This window comes from Citrobacter sp. BIDMC107, from assembly GCF_001037575.1.
Taxonomy (GTDB): Bacteria; Pseudomonadota; Gammaproteobacteria; order Enterobacterales; family Enterobacteriaceae; genus Citrobacter; species Citrobacter freundii.
The window spans coordinates 4,435,552-4,454,001 of record NZ_KQ089848.1 but is presented as its reverse complement, the minus strand read 5'-3'; the positions used below and the strand labels follow the sequence as shown (position 1 = coordinate 4,454,001).

Annotated in this window: 23 protein-coding genes and 3 tRNA genes; 9 read left to right on the top strand and 17 right to left on the bottom strand. The window is 49.0% G+C overall.

Annotated elements, in window-relative coordinates; genetic code table 11:
* Positions 1-142: 142 nt before the first annotated feature.
* Complete coding sequence (locus SK39_RS20715; protein ID WP_003034599.1) at positions 143-700, bottom strand: DJ-1/PfpI family protein; 558 nt, start codon at positions 698-700, stop codon at positions 143-145.
* Between the two features lie 553 nt (positions 701-1,253).
* Between SK39_RS20715 and SK39_RS20710 the strand changes: the two genes are divergently transcribed.
* Positions 1,254-1,757 (top strand): non-heme ferritin-like protein, encoded by a 504-nt coding sequence (locus SK39_RS20710; RefSeq protein ID WP_003034597.1) that lies wholly within the window; start codon positions 1,254-1,256, stop codon positions 1,755-1,757.
* Between the two features lie 139 nt (positions 1,758-1,896).
* On the opposite strand, the gene SK39_RS20705 is transcribed toward SK39_RS20710, so the two are convergent.
* Complete coding sequence (locus SK39_RS20705) at positions 1,897-2,148, bottom strand: DUF2766 family protein (RefSeq protein ID WP_003034595.1); 252 nt, start codon at positions 2,146-2,148, stop codon at positions 1,897-1,899.
* A gap of 130 nt (positions 2,149-2,278) precedes the next feature.
* Here SK39_RS20705 and SK39_RS20700 point away from each other — a divergent pair, with 130 nt between their 5' ends.
* A complete protein-coding gene (locus SK39_RS20700) occupies positions 2,279-3,700 on the top strand; it encodes an MFS transporter (RefSeq protein WP_003839128.1) in 1,422 nt (473 codons plus the stop codon).
* A 33-nt stretch (positions 3,701-3,733) separates the two neighbouring features.
* Here SK39_RS20700 and SK39_RS20695 read toward each other — a convergent pair whose 3' ends face one another.
* Positions 3,734-4,372, bottom strand: a complete 639-nt coding sequence (locus tag SK39_RS20695) for an RpiB/LacA/LacB family sugar-phosphate isomerase (RefSeq protein WP_003034591.1) — start codon at positions 4,370-4,372, stop codon at positions 3,734-3,736.
* A 267-nt stretch (positions 4,373-4,639) separates the two neighbouring features.
* Here SK39_RS20695 and yecR point away from each other — a divergent pair, with 267 nt between their 5' ends.
* Positions 4,640-4,975: a YecR family lipoprotein gene (gene yecR / locus SK39_RS20690; RefSeq protein WP_003034590.1), complete on the top strand. Its 336-nt coding sequence runs from the start codon at positions 4,640-4,642 to the stop codon at positions 4,973-4,975.
* A gap of 194 nt (positions 4,976-5,169) precedes the next feature.
* A complete protein-coding gene (gene ftnA / locus SK39_RS20685) occupies positions 5,170-5,667 on the top strand; it encodes a non-heme ferritin (RefSeq protein WP_003034588.1) in 498 nt (165 codons plus the stop codon).
* A 45-nt stretch (positions 5,668-5,712) separates the two neighbouring features.
* On the opposite strand, the gene SK39_RS20680 is transcribed toward ftnA, so the two are convergent.
* A complete protein-coding gene (locus SK39_RS20680) occupies positions 5,713-5,952 on the bottom strand; it encodes a YecH family metal-binding protein (protein ID WP_003034586.1) in 240 nt (79 codons plus the stop codon).
* A 226-nt stretch (positions 5,953-6,178) separates the two neighbouring features.
* Here SK39_RS20680 and tyrP point away from each other — a divergent pair, with 226 nt between their 5' ends.
* Complete coding sequence (tyrP, locus tag SK39_RS20675) at positions 6,179-7,390, top strand: tyrosine transporter TyrP (protein ID WP_003839123.1); 1,212 nt, start codon at positions 6,179-6,181, stop codon at positions 7,388-7,390.
* Positions 7,391-7,416: 26 nt separating this feature from the next.
* Here the strand turns inward: tyrP and SK39_RS20670 are convergent, their stop codons facing one another.
* From SK39_RS20670 to SK39_RS20655, 4 genes are all read right to left on the bottom strand, one after another.
* Entirely contained in the window at positions 7,417-8,082 is a 666-nt protein-coding gene (locus SK39_RS20670) for a YecA/YgfB family protein (protein ID WP_003034581.1), read from the bottom strand.
* Positions 8,083-8,291: 209 nt separating this feature from the next.
* A complete protein-coding gene (locus tag SK39_RS20665) occupies positions 8,292-8,573 on the bottom strand; it encodes a heavy-metal-associated domain-containing protein (protein WP_032936843.1) in 282 nt (93 codons plus the stop codon).
* On the bottom strand, positions 8,570-8,926 hold the full coding sequence (locus tag SK39_RS20660; RefSeq protein WP_048217381.1) for a mercuric transporter MerT family protein: 357 nt from the start codon (positions 8,924-8,926) through the stop codon (positions 8,570-8,572). Before SK39_RS20660 ends, SK39_RS20665 begins: the two co-directional genes overlap by 4 nt.
* Positions 8,904-10,046, bottom strand: coding sequence for a transglutaminase-like domain-containing protein (locus SK39_RS20655; protein ID WP_003844191.1), 1,143 nt, complete (start codon positions 10,044-10,046; stop codon positions 8,904-8,906). The genes SK39_RS20660 and SK39_RS20655 overlap by 23 nt, the downstream gene beginning before the upstream one ends.
* Before the next feature lie 331 nt (positions 10,047-10,377).
* On the opposite strand from SK39_RS20655, the gene SK39_RS20650 reads away from it, so the two are divergent.
* Positions 10,378-11,403, top strand: a complete 1,026-nt coding sequence (locus tag SK39_RS20650) for a patatin-like phospholipase family protein (protein WP_003839115.1) — start codon at positions 10,378-10,380, stop codon at positions 11,401-11,403.
* Between the two features lie 19 nt (positions 11,404-11,422).
* On the opposite strand, the gene SK39_RS20645 is transcribed toward SK39_RS20650, so the two are convergent.
* Together SK39_RS20645 and SK39_RS20640 are read right to left on the bottom strand one after the other, a co-directional pair.
* Entirely contained in the window at positions 11,423-11,893 is a 471-nt protein-coding gene (locus SK39_RS20645) for an SRPBCC family protein (RefSeq protein WP_003839113.1), read from the bottom strand.
* Between the two features lie 13 nt (positions 11,894-11,906).
* Positions 11,907-12,596: a LolA family protein gene (locus SK39_RS20640; RefSeq protein ID WP_048217380.1), complete on the bottom strand. Its 690-nt coding sequence runs from the start codon at positions 12,594-12,596 to the stop codon at positions 11,907-11,909.
* A gap of 204 nt (positions 12,597-12,800) precedes the next feature.
* On the opposite strand from SK39_RS20640, the gene SK39_RS26290 reads away from it, so the two are divergent.
* Complete coding sequence (locus tag SK39_RS26290; RefSeq protein ID WP_075261962.1) at positions 12,801-13,145, top strand: hypothetical protein; 345 nt, start codon at positions 12,801-12,803, stop codon at positions 13,143-13,145.
* A gap of 109 nt (positions 13,146-13,254) precedes the next feature.
* Here SK39_RS26290 and SK39_RS20635 read toward each other — a convergent pair.
* The 6 genes from SK39_RS20635 to uvrY all read right to left on the bottom strand — a co-directional run bounded on the left by SK39_RS20635 (position 13,255) and on the right by uvrY (position 16,795).
* A tRNA-Leu gene (locus SK39_RS20635) sits at positions 13,255-13,341 on the bottom strand.
* Between the two features lie 12 nt (positions 13,342-13,353).
* A tRNA-Cys gene (locus SK39_RS20630) sits at positions 13,354-13,427 on the bottom strand.
* 51 nt (positions 13,428-13,478) lie between these two features.
* Positions 13,479-13,554, bottom strand: a tRNA-Gly gene (locus SK39_RS20625).
* A 151-nt stretch (positions 13,555-13,705) separates the two neighbouring features.
* On the bottom strand, positions 13,706-14,254 hold the full coding sequence (gene pgsA, locus SK39_RS20620; RefSeq protein WP_003030490.1) for a CDP-diacylglycerol--glycerol-3-phosphate 3-phosphatidyltransferase: 549 nt from the start codon (positions 14,252-14,254) through the stop codon (positions 13,706-13,708).
* A 55-nt stretch (positions 14,255-14,309) separates the two neighbouring features.
* Positions 14,310-16,142 (bottom strand): excinuclease ABC subunit UvrC, encoded by a 1,833-nt coding sequence (gene uvrC, locus SK39_RS20615; protein WP_003030488.1) that lies wholly within the window; start codon positions 16,140-16,142, stop codon positions 14,310-14,312.
* A complete protein-coding gene (gene uvrY / locus SK39_RS20610; protein ID WP_003030486.1) occupies positions 16,139-16,795 on the bottom strand; it encodes a UvrY/SirA/GacA family response regulator transcription factor in 657 nt (218 codons plus the stop codon). Before uvrY ends, uvrC begins: the two co-directional genes overlap by 4 nt.
* Before the next feature lie 296 nt (positions 16,796-17,091).
* Here uvrY and SK39_RS27910 point away from each other — a divergent pair, with 296 nt between their 5' ends.
* Complete coding sequence (locus SK39_RS27910; protein WP_418219448.1) at positions 17,092-17,235, top strand: hypothetical protein; 144 nt, start codon at positions 17,092-17,094, stop codon at positions 17,233-17,235.
* 19 nt (positions 17,236-17,254) lie between these two features.
* A complete protein-coding gene (locus SK39_RS20605) occupies positions 17,255-17,479 on the top strand; it encodes a DUF2594 family protein (protein ID WP_003030482.1) in 225 nt (74 codons plus the stop codon).
* A 66-nt stretch (positions 17,480-17,545) separates the two neighbouring features.
* On the opposite strand, the gene sdiA is transcribed toward SK39_RS20605, so the two are convergent.
* The gene (gene sdiA / locus SK39_RS20600; RefSeq protein ID WP_003030480.1) at positions 17,546-18,268 is read right to left on the bottom strand and encodes a quorum-sensing transcriptional regulator SdiA; all 723 of its coding nucleotides are present in this window, start codon (positions 18,266-18,268) and stop codon (positions 17,546-17,548) included.
* Between the last annotated feature and the right edge of the window lie 182 nt (positions 18,269-18,450).

Below are 18,450 nucleotides of genomic sequence, written 5' to 3'. Positions count from 1 at the left end.
AGTAATTGCGTACATAAATTCAGCGGGAAATGACATAAAAAAACGCGGTTTTGTCGACGGGAAAAAAGAGGAATAGCAGATTAGTCCATAACATCAGCCAACGAATCCTTGTTCCCGAATACCGGAGTATTCGGGAAAATGCTTACCATCGGTAATAAATGTGATCAGCGTGATCGCGAACCGGAATATCATCTCCCAATAGACGCGCCGCAAGCGTCAATGCAAAATCGAAAATATGCCCTAACCCTTTACCGCTAATCAGGTTGCCATCTTCCACAATCGGCGCATCGATATATTCCCCATCCGTTACGTTTTGCCACAGATCCCCCGAACACACGTAGCGACGCCCCTTCAGCAGGCCGTTGCCACCCAGCACGCGCGCAGCCGCGGAACACACCGGGCAAATGAGTTTTCCTGCCTCGTCATGGCGAGCGATAAACTGGATGACAGCCTTACTGGCGGCAAGATTAACGCTGCCCTGCGGCCCGCCCGGTAACACAACGGCATCGTAAAGATCCGTCTGACGCGCAGCCAGCGTGCTGTCCGTCACCATCGGCACGTCATGATAGCTGACCACCGCACGGGACTCGGCGCAGGCCAGTGTTTCAACTTCGATCTGCAGGCGGCGCAGAATATCAATGGTAACAATGGCTTCCGCCTCTTCAAAACCAGGTGCCAGTAGCACGGCAACCTTTTTCATACACACTCCTCGATTTTTCCAAATACACCAAACCATAAATGCCGAATCATTCAGGCGCTTAACTTTATTAATTTCCACAAAACTGATCTGGCGCAAAAAATTAGCCAGCAGATAACGTTCACCGACACGTCCCGATAATGAAATTTCTCCATCCCAAGGCCGGATAATCATCCGGTGAGAGACAATACCTGATTGTGAAATTCCATTTCGTGATATGAAACATCATTTCAATATTAATGCTTGGATTTAATCCCATAAATATCAATCTCTTATATTCACACCATTTATATACACAAGCAGAAAAATCACTAATATTGCTATGACAATATGTAAAAAATCATAAATACGCAGATTTAAGGATTTTCTTAAGTCGGAACAGGAGTTATGCTGAATCTCGATCGGGAGCGAATATAATTCGTGATCACTAAAGGACCGGCGGAACGGATTTATTCTGCTAACAGTTTTAATTGTACGTAGAGGTGATGTGTAGCGGCAGCCCGTTGCACTGACGTAAGTAACGTACATCCCCCTTTCTGGAAATAAGGATATTGATATGGCTGCAGTTGGAATTGTTCATAAACTCAACACACAAATGAACCTCGAGTTCTACGCATCGAATCTTTACCTGCATCTCAGTGAATGGTGTTACGAACACAGCCTGACTGGCACCGCAACCTTTCTACGCACTCAGGCACAAGGTAACGTGACTCAAATGATGCGTATGTTCAATTTTATGAAAAGTGCCGGGGCTAACCCCATCGTCAAGGCTATTGATGTTCCGGGTGATGAACTAACTTCTCTTGAAGAACTGTTTCAGAAAACGCTGGATGAATACCAACAGCGTTACAGCAAGCTATCACGCTTGACCAATGAAGCAGAAGCCTTGAATGATGCAACAACCATTGATTTTCTTCACGATCTGGAAAAAGAGCAGCAGCAGGATGGCGTGCTGTTACAAACGATTCTTGATGAAGTCCGCAGCGCTAAACGTGCGGGACTGTGCATGGCGCAAACCGATAAGCATCTGCTGAACGTCGTGAATTATCAACATCACTAATCTTCAATTTTCATCGTGTTAATGCCGGATAACGATGCGACGCACCTTATCCGGCTGGTGCTTAATTTTCTCTACGCTCACGCCTCTCATTCTGCGAGGCGCAAAAAAACCTTTCTAAAACCTGAAACAACGGTTTATTTTAGTGAGATTCATTCTGCGGCGTGAATTTCAACTCGATCAAGGCAACTGCTTTTTGTATTGCGCGCATAGTAACCGGATCGGCGCCCGCAGGATGGCTGGAGAAATCGATGCTTTTCAGTTGGCTGGACATTTTCTCCCGCACTTCTACTGGGGCAATAACATCAAGTACATCCAGAATCTGCTTGATAACCAGCTGACAGGCAACAACGTCCGAGAGCAGTTCCTGATCGGCATTCAGTGTTTGGGACATAGTGAGCTCCTTATAGAAAGGTCGTCATAGTACCTATTCAACGAACGAAACGATAGCCGCGCATGCATTACGAATGCGCTGGAAAATAAAAATAGATCCAGTCAGTTTCTTTTGAGATGGCAAGCACAACATGAGTGAACATATAGCGGTTGAGAACAAACGCGGTCTATCCCCGGCTGCATTACTTGTTGCCGGGGCTTTCTTTATGGAGTTTATTGACGGCACGGTGATTGCCACCGCACTGCCCGACATGGCGAAGAGTTTTGCCGTGCAAGCGGTAGACCTGAACATAGGTATCAGCGCCTATCTGATCACCCTCGCGGTGCTGATTCCCGCCAGCGGCTGGATTGCGGATCGCTTCGGTGCCCGAAAGGTGTTTACCCTGGCGCTGGCGATATTTACTCTCGCCTCGGTTTTATGCGGTTTGTCCGAAAGCCTTGAGAGCTTTGTCGCCATGCGAATCTTACAGGGTGTAGGTGGCGCGCTAATGGTTCCGGTTGGCCGACTTGCGGTATTGCGTACCACGCCTAAACATCAGTTGATCACCGCTATTGCGACCCTGACCTGGCCCGCGTTAGTCGCCCCCATCATTGGCCCCCCCCTTGGCGGATTCATTACCAGCTATGCCAACTGGCGTTGGATCTTCTTCATCAATGTACCGCTCGGGATACTGGCGATTGCGCTGGCGCTACGTTTTATCCCGGATATTCATGACGACGAGCGCCGCCCATTTGATATAACGGGATTTATCGCAACCTCTGTTGCGATGGTAAGCCTGGTGTATGCCATGGAGTTACTGGGAACCCAACAGCCTCAGGGCTGGCTGACCGCCGGACTTTTGGCGCTAGGAACAGTGACATTTCTGTTTGCCCTGCATCATTTTCGTCGCGCCGCATGGCCAATGATTCGCCTTGATGCCATGAACGTCCCTACTTTTCGCGTCACCATGTATGGCGGATCGCTGTTTCGTGCCTCTATCAGCGCCGTGCCGTTTCTGCTGCCGTTAATGTTTCAGGTAGGTTTTGGCATGAACGCTTTTCACGCGGGTTCGCTGGTGCTGGCGGTATTTGTGGGCAATCTGACGATTAAACCGGCCACCACACCGTTGATACGTTGGCTGGGCTTTAAGAAACTGCTGTTGATTAACGGTGCGCTTAACGTTCTGGCGCTGCTGGCCTGTGCTTTAATTACGCCGCAGACCCCCGTGTGGGTTATTTTGCTGGTGTTGTATCTGGGCGGTGTGTTCCGCTCAATTCAGTTTACCGGCGTCAGCACGCTTGCCTTCGCGGACGTCCCCGCGGCACAAATGAGCTACGCTAATACGCTGTTCAGTACAGCGACACAATTAGCGGTAGGATTGGGCATTTCTTTAGCCGCTATTGGGATCCGCATTGGCGATGTGGTCAGTGAAAGGCTGGCATTGGGCAATATTCCAGGGATCAGTTTCCGGCTGGCCTTTGTCGCTATTGCCATTATTTGTCTGGTAGGTATGGTGGATTCGCTGCGACTCACCCGTGATGCAGGAAGTGCAGTATCGAACAAGAACAGGTAGCCCGGAGGGTGAACGCTGCCGGGCCAACAGGATTTAGCCAATTACCTCGCGTACAAACGCTTCGATTGCTTTGTCCTGGCAGTTTTCAAAGAAGCACTGCTGGAAGCGCGGGCCTGATACAGCGGTTTTCACCAGCTCAGGATCGATAGCGCGTAGCGTGTCCAGATAATTTTCTTTTACCACAGCCGCTTTCACCTGATTCAGAATACCGGCGTTACGCACCTGCGGCTCTTTACGCTCCGGTGGGTAGCCTTCCCCGTTACGTCCGGTGAACGCTTTTTCAAACATATAGCGCACATTCAGCTCAGCACCCCAGCCAAAACCTTTGGCGAATGCCAGAGAAAGCGCGTTGCCGTTGTTGATCTGAGAGAACAAGAACGCATCTGCAGGATCGAGGCAATAACCACACACCACACCCGGATGGATATTCAGTGACATCATTGCCCCCTGGCCCGTGCCGCAACCGGTGACCACGAAATCAACCGCTTTGGAATTAAGCAGGATGCTGGCCATAATTCCTAAATGGATGTAGGTCAGATGATGATCATTTTCATCGCTCATCCCAACGTTATAGACCGGAAAACCTTTCTCATCCGCAACGGCTTTAAGCTCGTTATGGATGATGGCGTTTTTGCTTGCCTGGCTGTTTTCCATCATCAATGCAATTTTCATTCTGTACTCTCCTGAATGCGCTGCGGTAGCCCGCTGAAAGTCATAACATTCAACCACATTACTATTTTGCAATCACACTTTCAAATTTAATGAAATTTAGTTTTAAAAAACAAAGTTGCGCTCACATTCTTGTCTGAACAGTTCAGAATTGCCTCAAACGAATGACCTCGTTGTGATTAATCACAGGTGATCTTCGGGCTATTCAAGCCATTGATGAGGGCCTCTGTATGCCATGATAGTGTATCTTCGAACTTTCAGAGCGATCTCATGAAGACCTTTATCCTAGCGCTTTTGCCGCTCGTGCTGACAGGATGCACAATTACAAAACAGGCACAGGTCAGCGAAGCCAGCGCCATCACTGGTGTGGTTCGCCTGACTTATAATCAGGCCATGTTACAAACAGCACGTACCGATGACTACGTTACCCAAGGGACAGCCACCAAAGAGTGTCAGCGCCTGGGCTATGCCAGCGCTGAAGCGTTTGGTCAGCCGGTGTCAACCTGCAGCGTATATGCAGGCTCTCTGTGCTTAAATACCAAAATTACACTCGCCTGGCAGTGTCATGGTGTCGCGGTATCGCAATCCCCCTCATTCAATTATTAATATTTCCGACCAGCACATTGTTGCTGGTCTTTTACCACTTTATTATTTATATCCCCCGCTTAATATCGTTAATGCGTTTTATTCCCATTCGCATTTTTAATAAATAAATTTATTATTTTACCTTTTGCAAATAATTAAATAACAAATTATAGTGACGCCACGTCAATATATAATAATGTTTGTGGAGCAGAACCATGCTGAAAACAGAAATGATCGACCAACTGAATGAGCAAATGAATCTTGAATTATATTCATCTCTGCTCTACCAACAGATGAGCGCGTGGTGCAGCTATCACAGCTTCGAAGGTGCCGCCGCGTTTTTGCGCCGTCACGCTCAGGAAGAGATGACGCACATGCAGCGTCTGTTCGATTACCTGACCGATACCGGCAGCTTGCCGCGTATTAATACCGTTTCTTCCCCTTTTGCTGAATATGCGTCTCTGGATGAACTGTTCCGTGTCACTTACGAACACGAGCAGCTGATCACCCAGAAAATTAATGAGTTGGCACACGCGGCAATGACCCACCAGGATTATCCAACCTTTAATTTCCTGCAATGGTATGTTGCCGAGCAGCATGAAGAAGAGAAATTATTTAAATCTGTTATTGATAAGCTGTCGCTGGCAGGGAAAAGCGGCGAAGGTCTTTATTTCATCGATAAAGAACTGGCTACGCTTGATACGCAGAATTAATATTTTGGGGTAATGAAGGCAACCCGCCATCATTACCCATTAAAATCAGTGACGGCAGATCTTGCTTTCGTGCGTAGAGAAGCCGTCTTCTTTTGCAATAAACTTTCCCTTCGCCGCTAAAAACGCCACCAGCTCGCCTGCCGTCATATCTGCCGCAGAACAAGTGTGGAAACGTGCCTGCTCGCCGAAACGTGCCGTAATCGCCGCTTCAAGGCTGGCATTTGAATACTGCTCGCCAGATTCAATCATCATGTTGAGCACTTCGTGACCGTGAATAGATTCCATACTACCTCCTCAATAAAGACCGTAGCCTAATGTGAACCGCACGGCGCTGCTTTGCGCTAACGCAGGTTTATCCGCAGATAAATGTCATTTGTTATACATCTTAATGGTCAAAAACATCGTAAACATTAATGTACAACCATTGTAACGGCGATTTGACGAACATAGCGTTTTGCCTTAACCTGCGCCGCAGATATAACCGTTGATTATCTCTGGGACAGAGGAAAGCGTGAAAAACAGAACCCTGGGTAGTATTTTTATCGTGGCGGGAACCACGATTGGTGCCGGTATGTTGGCAATGCCGTTGGCTGCGGCAGGCGTGGGGTTTAGCGTCACGTTGGTATTGTTAGTCAGTCTTTGGGCGTTGATGTGCTACACCGCGCTGCTGCTGCTTGAAGTATATCAACATGTCCCGGCAGACACCGGGCTGGGTACACTGGCAAAACGTTATCTTGGTCGTTACGGACAATGGATAACGGGCTTTAGCATGATGTTTTTAATGTATGCCCTGACGGCGGCGTACATCAGTGGTGCAGGTGAACTGCTGGCCTCCAGCATCAGCGACTGGACCGGAACAAATATATCTCCGACAACAGGCGTACTGCTGTTCACCTTTGTTGCCGGTGGCGTGGTTTGTGTTGGGACCTCGCTGGTCGATCTATTCAACCGTCTGCTATTCAGCGCCAAGATAATCTTCCTGGTGGCGATGCTGGCTCTGTTAATGCCGCATATCCATAAAGTGAACCTGCTTACGCTGCCGCTGCAACAGGGGCTGGCGCTCTCCGCAATCCCGGTCATCTTCACCTCGTTCGGTTTTCACGGCAGTGTTCCCAGTATCGTCAGCTATATGAACGGTAACATCCGTAAACTGCGTTGGGTGTTTATTACGGGTAGCGCTATTCCACTGGTCGCCTATATCTTCTGGCAACTGGCGACGCTTGGCAGCATTAACTCGACAACGTTCATGGGGCTTTTAGCCAACCACGCAGGCTTAAACGGCTTATTGCAGGCATTGCGTGAAGTCGTGGCTTCGCCGCACGTCGAACTGGCGGTACATCTGTTTGCCGACCTCGCGCTGGCAACCTCTTTCCTCGGCGTTGCATTGGGATTATTTGACTACCTGGCCGACCTCTTCCAGCGCCGCAATACCGTAGCGGGAAGAATGCAAACCGGCGTGGTGACCTTCCTGCCGCCGCTGGCATTCGCGCTGTTCTATCCGCGTGGTTTTGTCATGGCATTAGGGTATGCGGGCGTTGCCCTGGCTGTGCTGGCGCTGCTCATTCCCTCGATGCTGGCCTGGCAGAGCAGAAAACATAATCCGCAGGCCAACTACCGCGTAGCCGGCGGTGCTCCGGCGCTGGCACTGGTATTTTTGTGCGGCATTGTGGTGATAGCAGTACAGTTTTCTATTGCAGCAGGATTACTACCAGAAGTGGGTTAAAACAAAGGGGCTTTCGCCCCTTTCTGTTAATGCAAACAGCACTGCTTATATTTCTTGCCGCTGCCACAGGGGCAAGGGTCATTGCGCCCTACTTTGGCATCCACTTTCACCGGTACTTTGACCGGCGTTTCCTGAGGATGCGCCATCCAGTAAGCATGCAGGTCCAGCGCAGCCAGGCGGATGGCATCGACGCTCTCTTCAAACGCCTCAGGTGTCAATTTCTCAACCACCGCAAAGTTCTCTTCCGTACCGTGCAGCGCAATAGCCTCAAGTGCTGGTTTTAACGTGTCCGGTAACGCGGACCAGTCTGACAGTGCAACGCCGCGCATATAACCAAAGCACCACTCTTCAACGATGGTCAGTTCATGCTCGTCAATTTCACGCAAACCAAACAACGGCTCAAACTGCTCAGGATATTCATCCAGACGATCGGCCGTATCCGCCATATGTTGAAACGCCAGGTTCATGAAACGCGTCATTTCTTTTTCGGAGGACCAGCGAGGGACATACTGCGCGCCGCCCCAAATCGCGACCAGCCACTGCTCTGGTTCAATTTCATACGGTGAACTCAGCACCGCCGTCAGCAAACCATCCAGTTCTGACACATCCAGAATAGCCTTGTCTGTATTGTACTTAGTCAGTACATCATCCAGCCATTCCAGTTCGCTCTCGTTTAATGGTCCCGTTTTCATAACGCTTTTCCTTAGTCAAAAAATCTTGCCTGTGATCATCCTACATGGCTGGAGGGATAACAGATACAAATGGGCATATGCGGCATACAGTTGCCGCCTGTTCAGGTTAACAGGAAACGAGGGGAATTCCGGAAGTTAACACACAAAAGAGAACACGAAGCCGCCGGGCATCATACCGGGAAAACACAATAAAACCACCCGCAGGTGATTTACTGTTGTTCAATGCGGTTGAGCGTTGCGGTATAGCCCGTTTTCGCTACCGCGTTAAGTAAAGTATCGGTTGGGAAACCTTCTGGCACAATCGCTTCTGCTTGTCGGGTTTTTAGGGAGGACTTTGCTTTAATCACGCCGTCGGTTTCACGTAGCGCCTGATTGACCGAAATAACGCATAGCGAGCAGGTCATATTTTGTATATCCAGCACCACTTTTTGATTGGTCGCCTGAGCCAACAGCGGCAGCAACAAGCATGCAACTAATGTGAAGATTTTCATTCAAATACCTCATAAAACCAGGCAACGAGCGTTGGATAAAAGAGCACCGGCAAAATCAACGCCAGCGCACACCAGTAGAGAACGCGCGCTTGCTTCAGAGTTAGCCACCCGGAGCACCACAGCCGCCTGGAGAAATAGAGCCGCCAGAAAACGCGCAGTAATAAGCCCAATGACACCAGCATCAAGGGAATTCGCAAAAACTCAAACTGGGTGAAAACAGCAAAGCTCGCCGCCGAAATACCAAACAGCAGGTAGAGCAGCGGTCCAACGCAGCATAAGCCAGCGGTGACGGCAGCTACCGCGGCCGTCAACAGGGTGAGTCCCGCCCCTTTAGCGTTGTTCTGTGGCAACATAGCTGTAGGAGAACGCTTTAGGATCGTAGAAATTGATCGGATCGCCATCGACTTCAGCGTAAGGATAGCCAAAGTTGTTCATGGCTCCCTGCTCCGTTGCCGGATATAGCTCGAAATCACGCCCGTAGTTGAATCCAACCCAGTTCATTTCCCAGTTACCAAACAGGTAAGTGTTTACCGCCTGGACATCGGCGTCCTGATGCGATTTTTTCTCTGCCAGACGCATTTTGGTCACATCAGCAGGATCGCAAGGTAACCAACCGTAACCGGCCAGATAGAACTCGGCACGACAATGTTGCCCACCGCTCACATCAGCAACGCCTGCGCTGTCTGCTTTGCCAAAAGCACTTTTCGAGTAACGTTCGAGCTTATTGGCTTTGCCCAGACGGATACCAAACAGTTCGCGCGCCGGAATGCCGCTGGCCCGCGCCAGAGCCACAAAAACGGAGCTCATGTCGGTGCATTTTCCTTTGAGCTTACCGCTTTTTAAGATCTCCGCTACATCCCCCGTGCCGCAGCCGATAACGTCGTTATCGCGCTCCATATGGCTACTCACCCACTCGTAAATCAGGCGTGCTTTTTTCAGCGGATCCTGCTCATTACCGGTGATTTTACGTGCGGTTTCCAGAACCAGCCCATCAACTGGGGTATGTGCCGTCGGCAAAAGGTACGGTTTTACATCCAGCGGGTAAATAATCTGCTCCGGCGCTTGCCAGGTTTTCAACGCGTCCTGCTTCAGCGGTTCCCAGTCGGCGGTTTCAATGTCGATATCAACGTTAATCAACAGTTCGCCCTGCGAGTCAGGCCAGGTGGCAAACAGCGTTTTCGCGCCATAAGTATTATTAGTGGTGACATACGCTTGCTTATAGTTTCCGCTAAAGGCAAGCGCCGTCATTTGTTGAAACGCGGTATCTACAGGAAGCGGGATCCACAGTTTCACTACACCGCTCGAGCCCTTAGGAGGGTTAAGTTTATAGGTCTGGGATAACACAAAGCGCCGACGCGCGACTGGTGCAACGGATGGCTCAGCGGCGTGAACCGTCTGACTAATAACCGCAGGACCGACTAAACCGGCGGCCGAAAGGAGAACGCTATTTTTGAGAAATTGTCGACGTTGCATTGCTGTCTGTCCATGTTGTAAGAGTTGAGCTACGGCTAAGAAGGTAAAAACCGTATACGATCATCACAGCAGACAGACGCTGACATAAAAAGGTGAGCCGATGGAGGTTATTCATCAATAACAGACCTGTTAACTGTGAATGAAATAAGATACTACAAGGTCGCTATTAAGCCATTTACAGGCAAAAAAGTACAGCAGTGAGCGGATATCAATCTGCCAGCCCCCTTCTTATGAAACAAACTCAGCGTAAATCCTGTCTATATTTAACTGCAGCCATAGCGGAAACAACCCTACCCCTAAATCCCGTTTCTTATCTTTGGAGGACATAAAAATGGCAATGAGAATACTGTCTATCGATGGTGGCGGGATCAGAGGCATCCTTCCGGGTATGCTACTTGTGGCACTGGAGAAGAAATTGCAGGATATATCACAAAATCCTGCCGCCAGAATTGCGGATTACTTCGATCTCGTTGCCGGTACCAGTACCGGGGCCATTCTGTGTTCTGCTTACGTTTGCCCTGATGCGAAAGGAAAGCCCAAGTTCTCCGCTCAGGAAGCCGTCAATTTCTATCTTCAGGATGGGGATGAAATTTTTGATGTCGGCGTCTGGAAAACAATCAGTTCACTGGGTGGTGCTAGCGATGAAAAATATTCTGCAAAGGAGCTGGAGAGGGTATTAAAAACAGCATTTGGTGAAACAAAAATCAGTGAATTATTAAGACCAACCTGCTTTGTTTCTTATGACGTGAGCAGTCGTCTTCCTGTCATTTTCAAACAACACTCCGCCCTCGCCAAGAATCGGGACTTCCTGGTCAGGGATGCTTTACGGGGTACCTCAGCAGCTCCCACCTATTTCGAGGCAGCGCGTATTTATTCATTACCCCCGGTACCCGAAAAATTTGTCCTGGTTGATGGCGGTGTGGTGGCAAACGACCCGGCGCTCTGCGCCTATTCCGAAGCGATTAAATTCAGTAATGTCGCTGGCATTAAGGATATGATTATTGTCTCACTGGGCACCGGCAAGAAATTGCAGGGGTATTCTTATTCCGAAGTTAAGGACTGGGGCCCCTTTGGCTGGGCAAAACCGGCTATTGATATCGCGCTAGAGGGGGGGCCACAGATGACCGCGTATTATCTGCAACAAATTGCCTCAACGGTAAAAAACTCTAAATACTACAGAATTCAGCCTGAACTATACGGCGCCGATCCAACGCTGGATAACGCATCGCGTGAAAACTTAGAACTTCTGCGCAAGGCAGGCCTACAAAATGCCGCCGTGTATGATAAGAAATTGACTGAGATCGCTAAGTTATTAATCAGTAGTGGAGGCAATTTTAAATATCAGGACGCTAATTAATCCTCAACCCTGACTGAACTCAAAATATATGTACATTCGTTGCCAGCTTACGGGCTAACCCTCTGGCCCCTTCGCGCATGACCGTATCGTGATTCCAGCGAAAAACGGGTGCCGCCAGCGGGGCCAGGTAATTCATCCAACGAATCGTGGTGCGAACATTCCAGTCATATCTGACGATGGTCTCAGCGCCACTGGCAGAAAAATACCACACTCCTCGCCCTTCTACCGCCCCACTGGCTTGTCCCTCAAGCAGCGAGCAAGGCAGAATATTTAACACGTTGATGTCAAAGGTTAAGCGATAGGGAAGCGCTCCTTTCCAGGTATAACGATGCAGCGCCCCAATGCCCTGTACATCACCTTTTTTAATCTCAACAATGCGTTCCAGACTTTCCCACCATTCAGGCCACTGATCGGGATGAGAAAAAACATCCCATACCTCCTGAATAGAAGCCTCAACCCGCCAGACGGTGGAAAACTGATAGTCAGCCATAATACAGCCTCCTTCAAGGTGAGAAGAAATTGGCGGGAAAACGGATGTTAATGACCATAGCATCCAGAAGCACGGTTTCTAATCGCTGCCCATCTGGCGCATAGCTGATCACTTTGGCAGGGAGTCCGTGATAATTATCCAGCCAGACGTCATAGCGGTGAACACCATCAACCACCATTGTTCCAGGCCCAACCACAGATACGTGCGTCGTCGCCCGTCCTGCAAGGTTTTCCTTTCCAACAGTGGTCATTGTCCCTTCGCGTTGCAGATGACGAATATTGCCCAACAACACGCCGATATCAGAGCGATCCACCCGATGACCACGCTCATCCTGGATCAATGAATTAGTAGGCGACAGGTGCAAAATGGGCAAAGAACCCACACCAAATGGCCATAACGTCACTTTACCGCTGACAGGATTAAAGATAAGCACCGCTCCTGAATGCGGTTGGGTAAAATCCATCCGCACATACCCAGGCTTTTGAAAGCTATAGCGAATAATTTTGCTTTCATCGGATGGCGACGAAGAGCGCATCATGACCTGATAAGACGTCACGTTATTAAATGACTGTTGAGAAAATACGATGGGATCCATAGACCTGGCATTCTGCGAAAAGATATTCCCTTTTTCCACCGAATATGCTGCACAACTAAAGGTGAGCAATGCTGCGAACATGACTATCGGAGAAGATGAAATGTTCATAGCTGCCCCCTGAACCAGCGCGATTGGCAAACAGGAGTTATCACCTGCCGACTGTTTTTATTATAGTTCTTAACTGCGCGGCACTACTCTTCCGGCCCCTCAGACTCAGTATGGACAGCAGGTTTAAATTATTGGTTTTCTTTTCAGTTGAGATGACAACATAAAGCTATACTTTAATAGCCATATTTTTAATAGGTATTAATCATGAAACTGCCATCGGTATTTTCATGCACCGTTCTCATATTACTGCTGCTGTCGTCATCTTCTGCAACATCCAGCACGTTACAAAACCAGGCCGTCAGAGAGCAAGAGTTAAGCGCGGCACTTCAAGCCGGTAATGGCGTGATCATCATTGGCGGGACGGATGACTTCGTTTTCACGTTCAGGGCACGAAACCGAATCCACAGACATCTGGCGATACAGGATGACTTTGGCGATCCCATCCTGATGAATGGTTTCCAGGACCACAACTATAATCCCGTCCGCGATGGTTTTATCAACAACCCTGCCCGAGGGGGCTTTATGTTTAACGCGCCGATTCGGCGATAGATTGATGTGCAATAGTGAGTTCTATGCTTGTAAAAAACAGGCACAAAAAAACCACCCGTAGGTGGTTTCACGACACTGCTTATTGCTTTGATTATTCTGTTCTTTCCCATGGTACCCGGAGTGGGACTTGAACCCACACAGCGCGAACGCCGAGGGATTTTAAATCCCTTGTGTCTACCGATTCCACCATCCGGGCTCGGGAAGAAATTGGAGGCGCGTTCCGGAGTCGAACCGGACTAGACGGATTTGCAATCCGCTACATAACCGCTTTGCTAACGCGCCGAAATCTTCTGGCTTTTCAGCCGACATCCGCTATTGCCGATGCCTCTAATTTGGAGCGGGAAACGAGACTCGAACTCGCGACCCCGACCTTGGCAAGGTCGTGCTCTACCAACTGAGCTATTCCCGCATCACCAAGTAACTTTGTTAATCACTTGATTTTGTTATCGTCTGGCAATCAGTGCTGCCGTTCGATGCGTTGCATTCTACTTACCTGACGCAATGAGTCAACGATATTTTTCACCACTAACGATCGTTTGCTGAAATTTGCGTCGAAACGATCACTGATCAAGCAAATCTCCACGTGCAGCGCTCAAATACTGGAACATTGACCACAAAGTCAGTATCGCGGCGACGAAGAAAAGTGCGATCCCAGCATACTCAACCCAGATATTTGGACGCCACAGCAGCCAGGCCAGTGCAGCCATTTGCGAAGTGGTTTTCACTTTACCAATCCAGGATACGGCTACGCTGCTGCGTTTACCCAGTTCGGCCATCCATTCACGTAGTGCAGAGATGATGATTTCACGCGCAATCATTGTTGCGGCAGGGAGCGTCACCCACCAGCTGTGGTAATGCTCTGTCACCAGTACCATCGCAATAGCTACCAGCACTTTATCAGCGACCGGATCGAGGAAGGCGCCAAAACGCGTGCTTTGGTTCCAGCGGCGAGCCAGAAAACCGTCAAACCAGTCTGTGACCGCTGCGATACAGAAGATCAGCGCACAAACAAAGGGAGCCCAGGTGAATGGCAGGTAAAAAGCCAATACAAAGAATGGGATCAGGATGACGCGAAACAGCGTGAGCAACGTAGGGATATTAAATTGCATATGACGGATAACTATCTGTTGTCAGTGAAATTACCTCTATGTTGCTACAGAGGGCCTAATGTTTCAACGAGTAGAAGATCTTTTCTGCCAGAGCTTGCGAAATACCCGGCACTTTTGCAATTTCTTCGATACTTGCATTACGAAGACCTTGCAAACCTCCCATATATTTCAACAACATCTGGCGACGCTTTGGCCCGACACCTTCGATGGTCTCAAGCGTGCTGGTGCTTTTCACTTTCGCCCGCTTTTTACGATGCCCGCTAATCGCATGATCGTGAGATTCATCGCGGATATGCTGGATAACGTGCAATGCAGGCGAATCCGGCGGCAGACTAAAGCCCTCACCTTCCGGCTCAAAGAACAGTGTTTCCAGACCAGCTTTACGATCGGCCCCTTTTGCCACCCCCAGCAAAAGTGGGTGCTGTTTGTCCCAGGGAACGTCCAGTTCAGCAAAAACGGCTTTCGCCTGCCCTAACTGACCTTTACCGCCGTCGATCAATATGACGTCCGGAATCTTACTTTCTTCAATCGCCTTACCATAACGCCGACGTAAGACCTGATTCATCGCCGCATAATCATCACCCGGCGTAATGCCGGTAATATTGTAACGCCGATATTCTGCACGCAGCGGGCCATTGGCATCAAAAACCACGCAGGAGGCTACCGTCTGTTCCCCCATCGTATGGCTAATGTCGAAGCACTCCATACGCTTCACCGCAGGTAACTTCAATACGGAGGCCAGCGCCGTTAGACGTTGCGTAATCGTCGACTGCTGAGAAAGTTTCGTGGTGAGCGCCACTGCCGCGTTGGTCCGCGCCAGCTTCAGATAACGCGCGCGATCCCCTCGCGGTTTCGTCTGCACGTTAATCTTCCGTCCGGCCAGTTCAGACAGAGAGTCTGCCAGCAGGGTTTTATCGCTAAGATTGAAATCGAGCAGGATCTCCCCGGGTAAGGTACGCATCTGGCTCCCCTGCAGATAAAACTGCCCGACAAAGGTTTCGACGACCTCGCCGAGTTCCGTACCACCGGGTACTTTAGGGAAATAGCTGCGGCTGCCCAGCACTTTACCCTGGCGAATAAACAGAACGTGCACACAGGCCATGCCGGCGTCAAACGCCACGCCAATGACGTCCAGATCGTCTCCAGTATTAGAGACAAACTGTTTTTCGGTCACGCGGCGTACGGCCTGGATTTGGTCACGAATTCGCGCAGCCTCTTCAAATTCGAGATTTTGGCTGGCCTTTTCCATGCGGGTAATCAGCTGTGTTAACACCTGATCGTCTTTTCCGGACAGGAACAGACGAACATACTCGACCTGCTGAGCATACTCTTCCTCGCTCACCAGACCCGCGACACACGGGCCGAGACAGCGGCCAATCTGATATTGCAGACAAGGTCGAGAACGGTTGCGATAAACGCTGTTTTCGCACTGGCGGATAGGGAATATTTTCTGCAACAGCGCCAGCGTTTCACGCACCGCATAACCGTTAGGGAACGGTCCAAAGTACTCGCCTTTGGCATGCTTTGCCCCACGATGCATCGCCAGACGCGGGTGGGTATCGCCGCTAAGGAATATAAAGGGGTAGGATTTATCATCACGCAGCAATACGTTATAACGCGGCTGATATAGCTTGATGTAGTTGTGCTCAAGCAATAACGCTTCGGTTTCAGTGTGCGTTACCGTGACATCAATCTGCTGGATTTGCGCGACCAGCGCTTCGGTCTTGCGTGACGCAAGATTACTACGGAAGTAGCTGGAAAGCCTTTTTTTCAGGTCTTTCGCTTTCCCGACATAGATAACCGTTCCGGCGGTATCATACATACGATAGACGCCGGGCTGGCTGGTCACGGTTTTCAGGAACGCTTTGGCATCAAACTGATCTGTCACTGGCTTGCTAATGTCTCCGCATTACACAGGCCATGGCGAATTGCCAGGTGAGTCAGCTCTACATCGCCATGAATGTTTAATTTACTGAACATTCGATAGCGATAGCTGTTCACCGTTTTAGGACTAAGATTCAGTTGCTCTGAGATCTCATTAACCTTCTGACCTTTGGTGATCATCAGCATAATCTGCAACTCGCGTTCAGACAAACTGGCAAACGGGGTTTCCGTTTTCTCAGGCTCAATCTGGCTGAGCGCCATTTGCTGAGCGATATCGGAGGCAATATACCGTTGCCCGGAAAAAACCGAACGAATCGCACTCACTACTTCCTGGGGGGCAGCGCCTTTGCTGAGATACCCTGCGGCCCCTGCCTGCATAACTTTTGCAGGTAATGGGTTTTCGGTGTGTACCGTCAGCATGATCACTTTAATGTCTGCCGTAGAACGCGCAATTTTGCGGGTTGCTTCCAGACCGCCAATACCGGGCATATTCATATCCATCAGCACAACGTCAACGGAATTTGAGCGGCACCATTTTACCGCATCTTCACCGCAGCACGCTTCGCCGACAACTTTTATGCCTTTTATATCTTCCAGAATGCGTCGTATCCCTGCGCGCACCAGTTCGTGGTCATCAACAAGAAAAACGTTGATCAAAGGAATATCTCCAGAATAGGGATAACGCTACCGATAGTTAATCGGTCCTATGTTAACGGGTTTTATCTCAACTTTGAAATGTAAAAAACGCCCGACTTTCGATTTTGCTCTCGTTTTTGGAAATTAGATTGTACGACGAGTGGAAACTTTCAGTCCTGACAGCCTTCTGCCAAGGTTATATCTGCATAGCTGTTTCATAATGGTGACAAAAAGATCATATTCCTTCGCTGAATGCAAACCAGGCAGTCAAAGTTGTAACAATAATTAACGAGGAAAATACTCGAAATAAACAACATGTGGAGAAAATATATGCACTGCAACATGTTGTTTATTTTAATGTCCACAACATTGGTCCGCGCAAAAAACAACCACAGATATTTTTAGCCTCGCTTATGGTATACTCCGCCGCCTTAAGATTTGACATCGCACTTTTTCATTGAAACATAACGAGGAAAATAAATGAGTACGCCTGACTTTTCCACTGCTGAGAATAACCAGGAACTGGCCAATGAAGTCACCTGCCTGAAAGCCATGTTAACGCTGATGCTGCAGGCAATGGGTCAAGCCGATGCAGGCCGCGTGATTCTTAAAATGGAAAAACAGCTCGCGCTGATTGAAGATCAATCACAGGCTGCGGTATTTTCCAACACGGTTAAGCAAATTAAACAAGCTTACCGCCAGTAATAAGAAACCGGCTGATAGCAATGCTCTCAGCCGGTTTTGCGTCTGACACTCAGAACGATAATTTACTCAGATAAGCCCGGTTGCCGCGGCATAACAGGCTATCTGCGTTTTGTTTGGCGCATTGAATTTCTTTTGCATATTCTTCTGGTGGAAGTTCACGGTATTTTCAGAAATCGACAGAATGATGGCTATCTCTGAAGAGGTTTTCCCCTCAGCCGTCCATTTCAATATTTCCTTTTCCCGCTTGCTAAAACGCATCTCTGGCGCCATAACCATGTCATCTTCCAGTCGCGTCAGTACAGACAGACTTTCCCGTACCAGAAGCTGCATCCTGAGCTCCACTTCATCGCTCGCAAGGCGACTGTTACGGATACTTGCACGCGATACAGATAAAAAACCCAACGCCCGGTTAGGCAACATTAAGCATTGCGTCATCCCTTTGCGTAAACCGTGATTGCGCGCAGCGTCCCACAAAGGTTGCGCATCGCGAAACAGAGTATCGTTCCAGGGTAAATGCCCCTGACTGAAGTTTTCAGGTTTCAGCACCGGATCAATGGCGAAATAATTTTCGGACTGATAATGCGCCACCCATGCTTTGGGATAGGTCGTATGAAGTGACGTTTTAGGTCGGGTAAAAGGTACCGGATGACGAACACAGAGCGCGTAGAAATCAAACTCTAAGTGCTGCGTCTGTTGTTGTAATTCCGTATAGACATCCTCTGCCGTCGCCATTTCCTGAAAGCGTAACAGCATGCTCCGTCGCCAGGTGAAGAAATCAAGATCCTGCATACTAAGTGGTAATGCCCCTGAGATTGATAATCATCCAAACATATGAAACAAGCTAACACATAAATGTATTTTATATATGCAAATTATCGGACAAATGAACAATTACTTGAATATTACTCAACAGAGGAAGTAAGTAACAGAATCAAATGTTAATAATAAAGCAATAGTTATAAATAGTTATG

Bases quoted from the DNA above. Each gene is read 5' to 3' on its own strand.
- SK39_RS20715 (WP_003034599.1), bottom strand. From the start codon at position 700: ATGAAAAAGGTTGCCGTGCTACTGGCACCTGGTTTTGAAGAGGCGGAA.
- SK39_RS20710 (WP_003034597.1), top strand. From the start codon at position 1,254: ATGGCTGCAGTTGGAATTGTTCATAAACTCAACACACAAATGAACCTC.
- SK39_RS20705 (WP_003034595.1), bottom strand. From the start codon at position 2,148: ATGTCCCAAACACTGAATGCCGATCAGGAACTGCTCTCGGACGTTGTT.
- SK39_RS20700 (WP_003839128.1), top strand. From the start codon at position 2,279: ATGAGTGAACATATAGCGGTTGAGAACAAACGCGGTCTATCCCCGGCT.
- SK39_RS20695 (WP_003034591.1), bottom strand. From the start codon at position 4,372: ATGAAAATTGCATTGATGATGGAAAACAGCCAGGCAAGCAAAAACGCC.
- yecR (WP_003034590.1), top strand. From the start codon at position 4,640: ATGAAGACCTTTATCCTAGCGCTTTTGCCGCTCGTGCTGACAGGATGC.
- ftnA (WP_003034588.1), top strand. From the start codon at position 5,170: ATGCTGAAAACAGAAATGATCGACCAACTGAATGAGCAAATGAATCTT.
- SK39_RS20680 (WP_003034586.1), bottom strand. From the start codon at position 5,952: ATGGAATCTATTCACGGTCACGAAGTGCTCAACATGATGATTGAATCT.
- SK39_RS20670 (WP_003034581.1), bottom strand. From the start codon at position 8,082: ATGAAAACGGGACCATTAAACGAGAGCGAACTGGAATGGCTGGATGAT.
- SK39_RS20665 (WP_032936843.1), bottom strand. From the start codon at position 8,573: ATGAAAATCTTCACATTAGTTGCATGCTTGTTGCTGCCGCTGTTGGCT.
- SK39_RS20660 (WP_048217381.1), bottom strand. From the start codon at position 8,926: ATGTTGCCACAGAACAACGCTAAAGGGGCGGGACTCACCCTGTTGACG.
- SK39_RS20655 (WP_003844191.1), bottom strand. From the start codon at position 10,046: ATGCAACGTCGACAATTTCTCAAAAATAGCGTTCTCCTTTCGGCCGCC.
- SK39_RS20650 (WP_003839115.1), top strand. From the start codon at position 10,378: ATGGCAATGAGAATACTGTCTATCGATGGTGGCGGGATCAGAGGCATC.
- SK39_RS20645 (WP_003839113.1), bottom strand. From the start codon at position 11,893: ATGGCTGACTATCAGTTTTCCACCGTCTGGCGGGTTGAGGCTTCTATT.
- SK39_RS20640 (WP_048217380.1), bottom strand. From the start codon at position 12,596: ATGAACATTTCATCTTCTCCGATAGTCATGTTCGCAGCATTGCTCACC.
- SK39_RS26290 (WP_075261962.1), top strand. From the start codon at position 12,801: ATGAAACTGCCATCGGTATTTTCATGCACCGTTCTCATATTACTGCTG.
- pgsA (WP_003030490.1), bottom strand. From the start codon at position 14,254: ATGCAATTTAATATCCCTACGTTGCTCACGCTGTTTCGCGTCATCCTG.
- SK39_RS20605 (WP_003030482.1), top strand. From the start codon at position 17,255: ATGAGTACGCCTGACTTTTCCACTGCTGAGAATAACCAGGAACTGGCC.
- sdiA (WP_003030480.1), bottom strand. From the start codon at position 18,268: ATGCAGGATCTTGATTTCTTCACCTGGCGACGGAGCATGCTGTTACGC.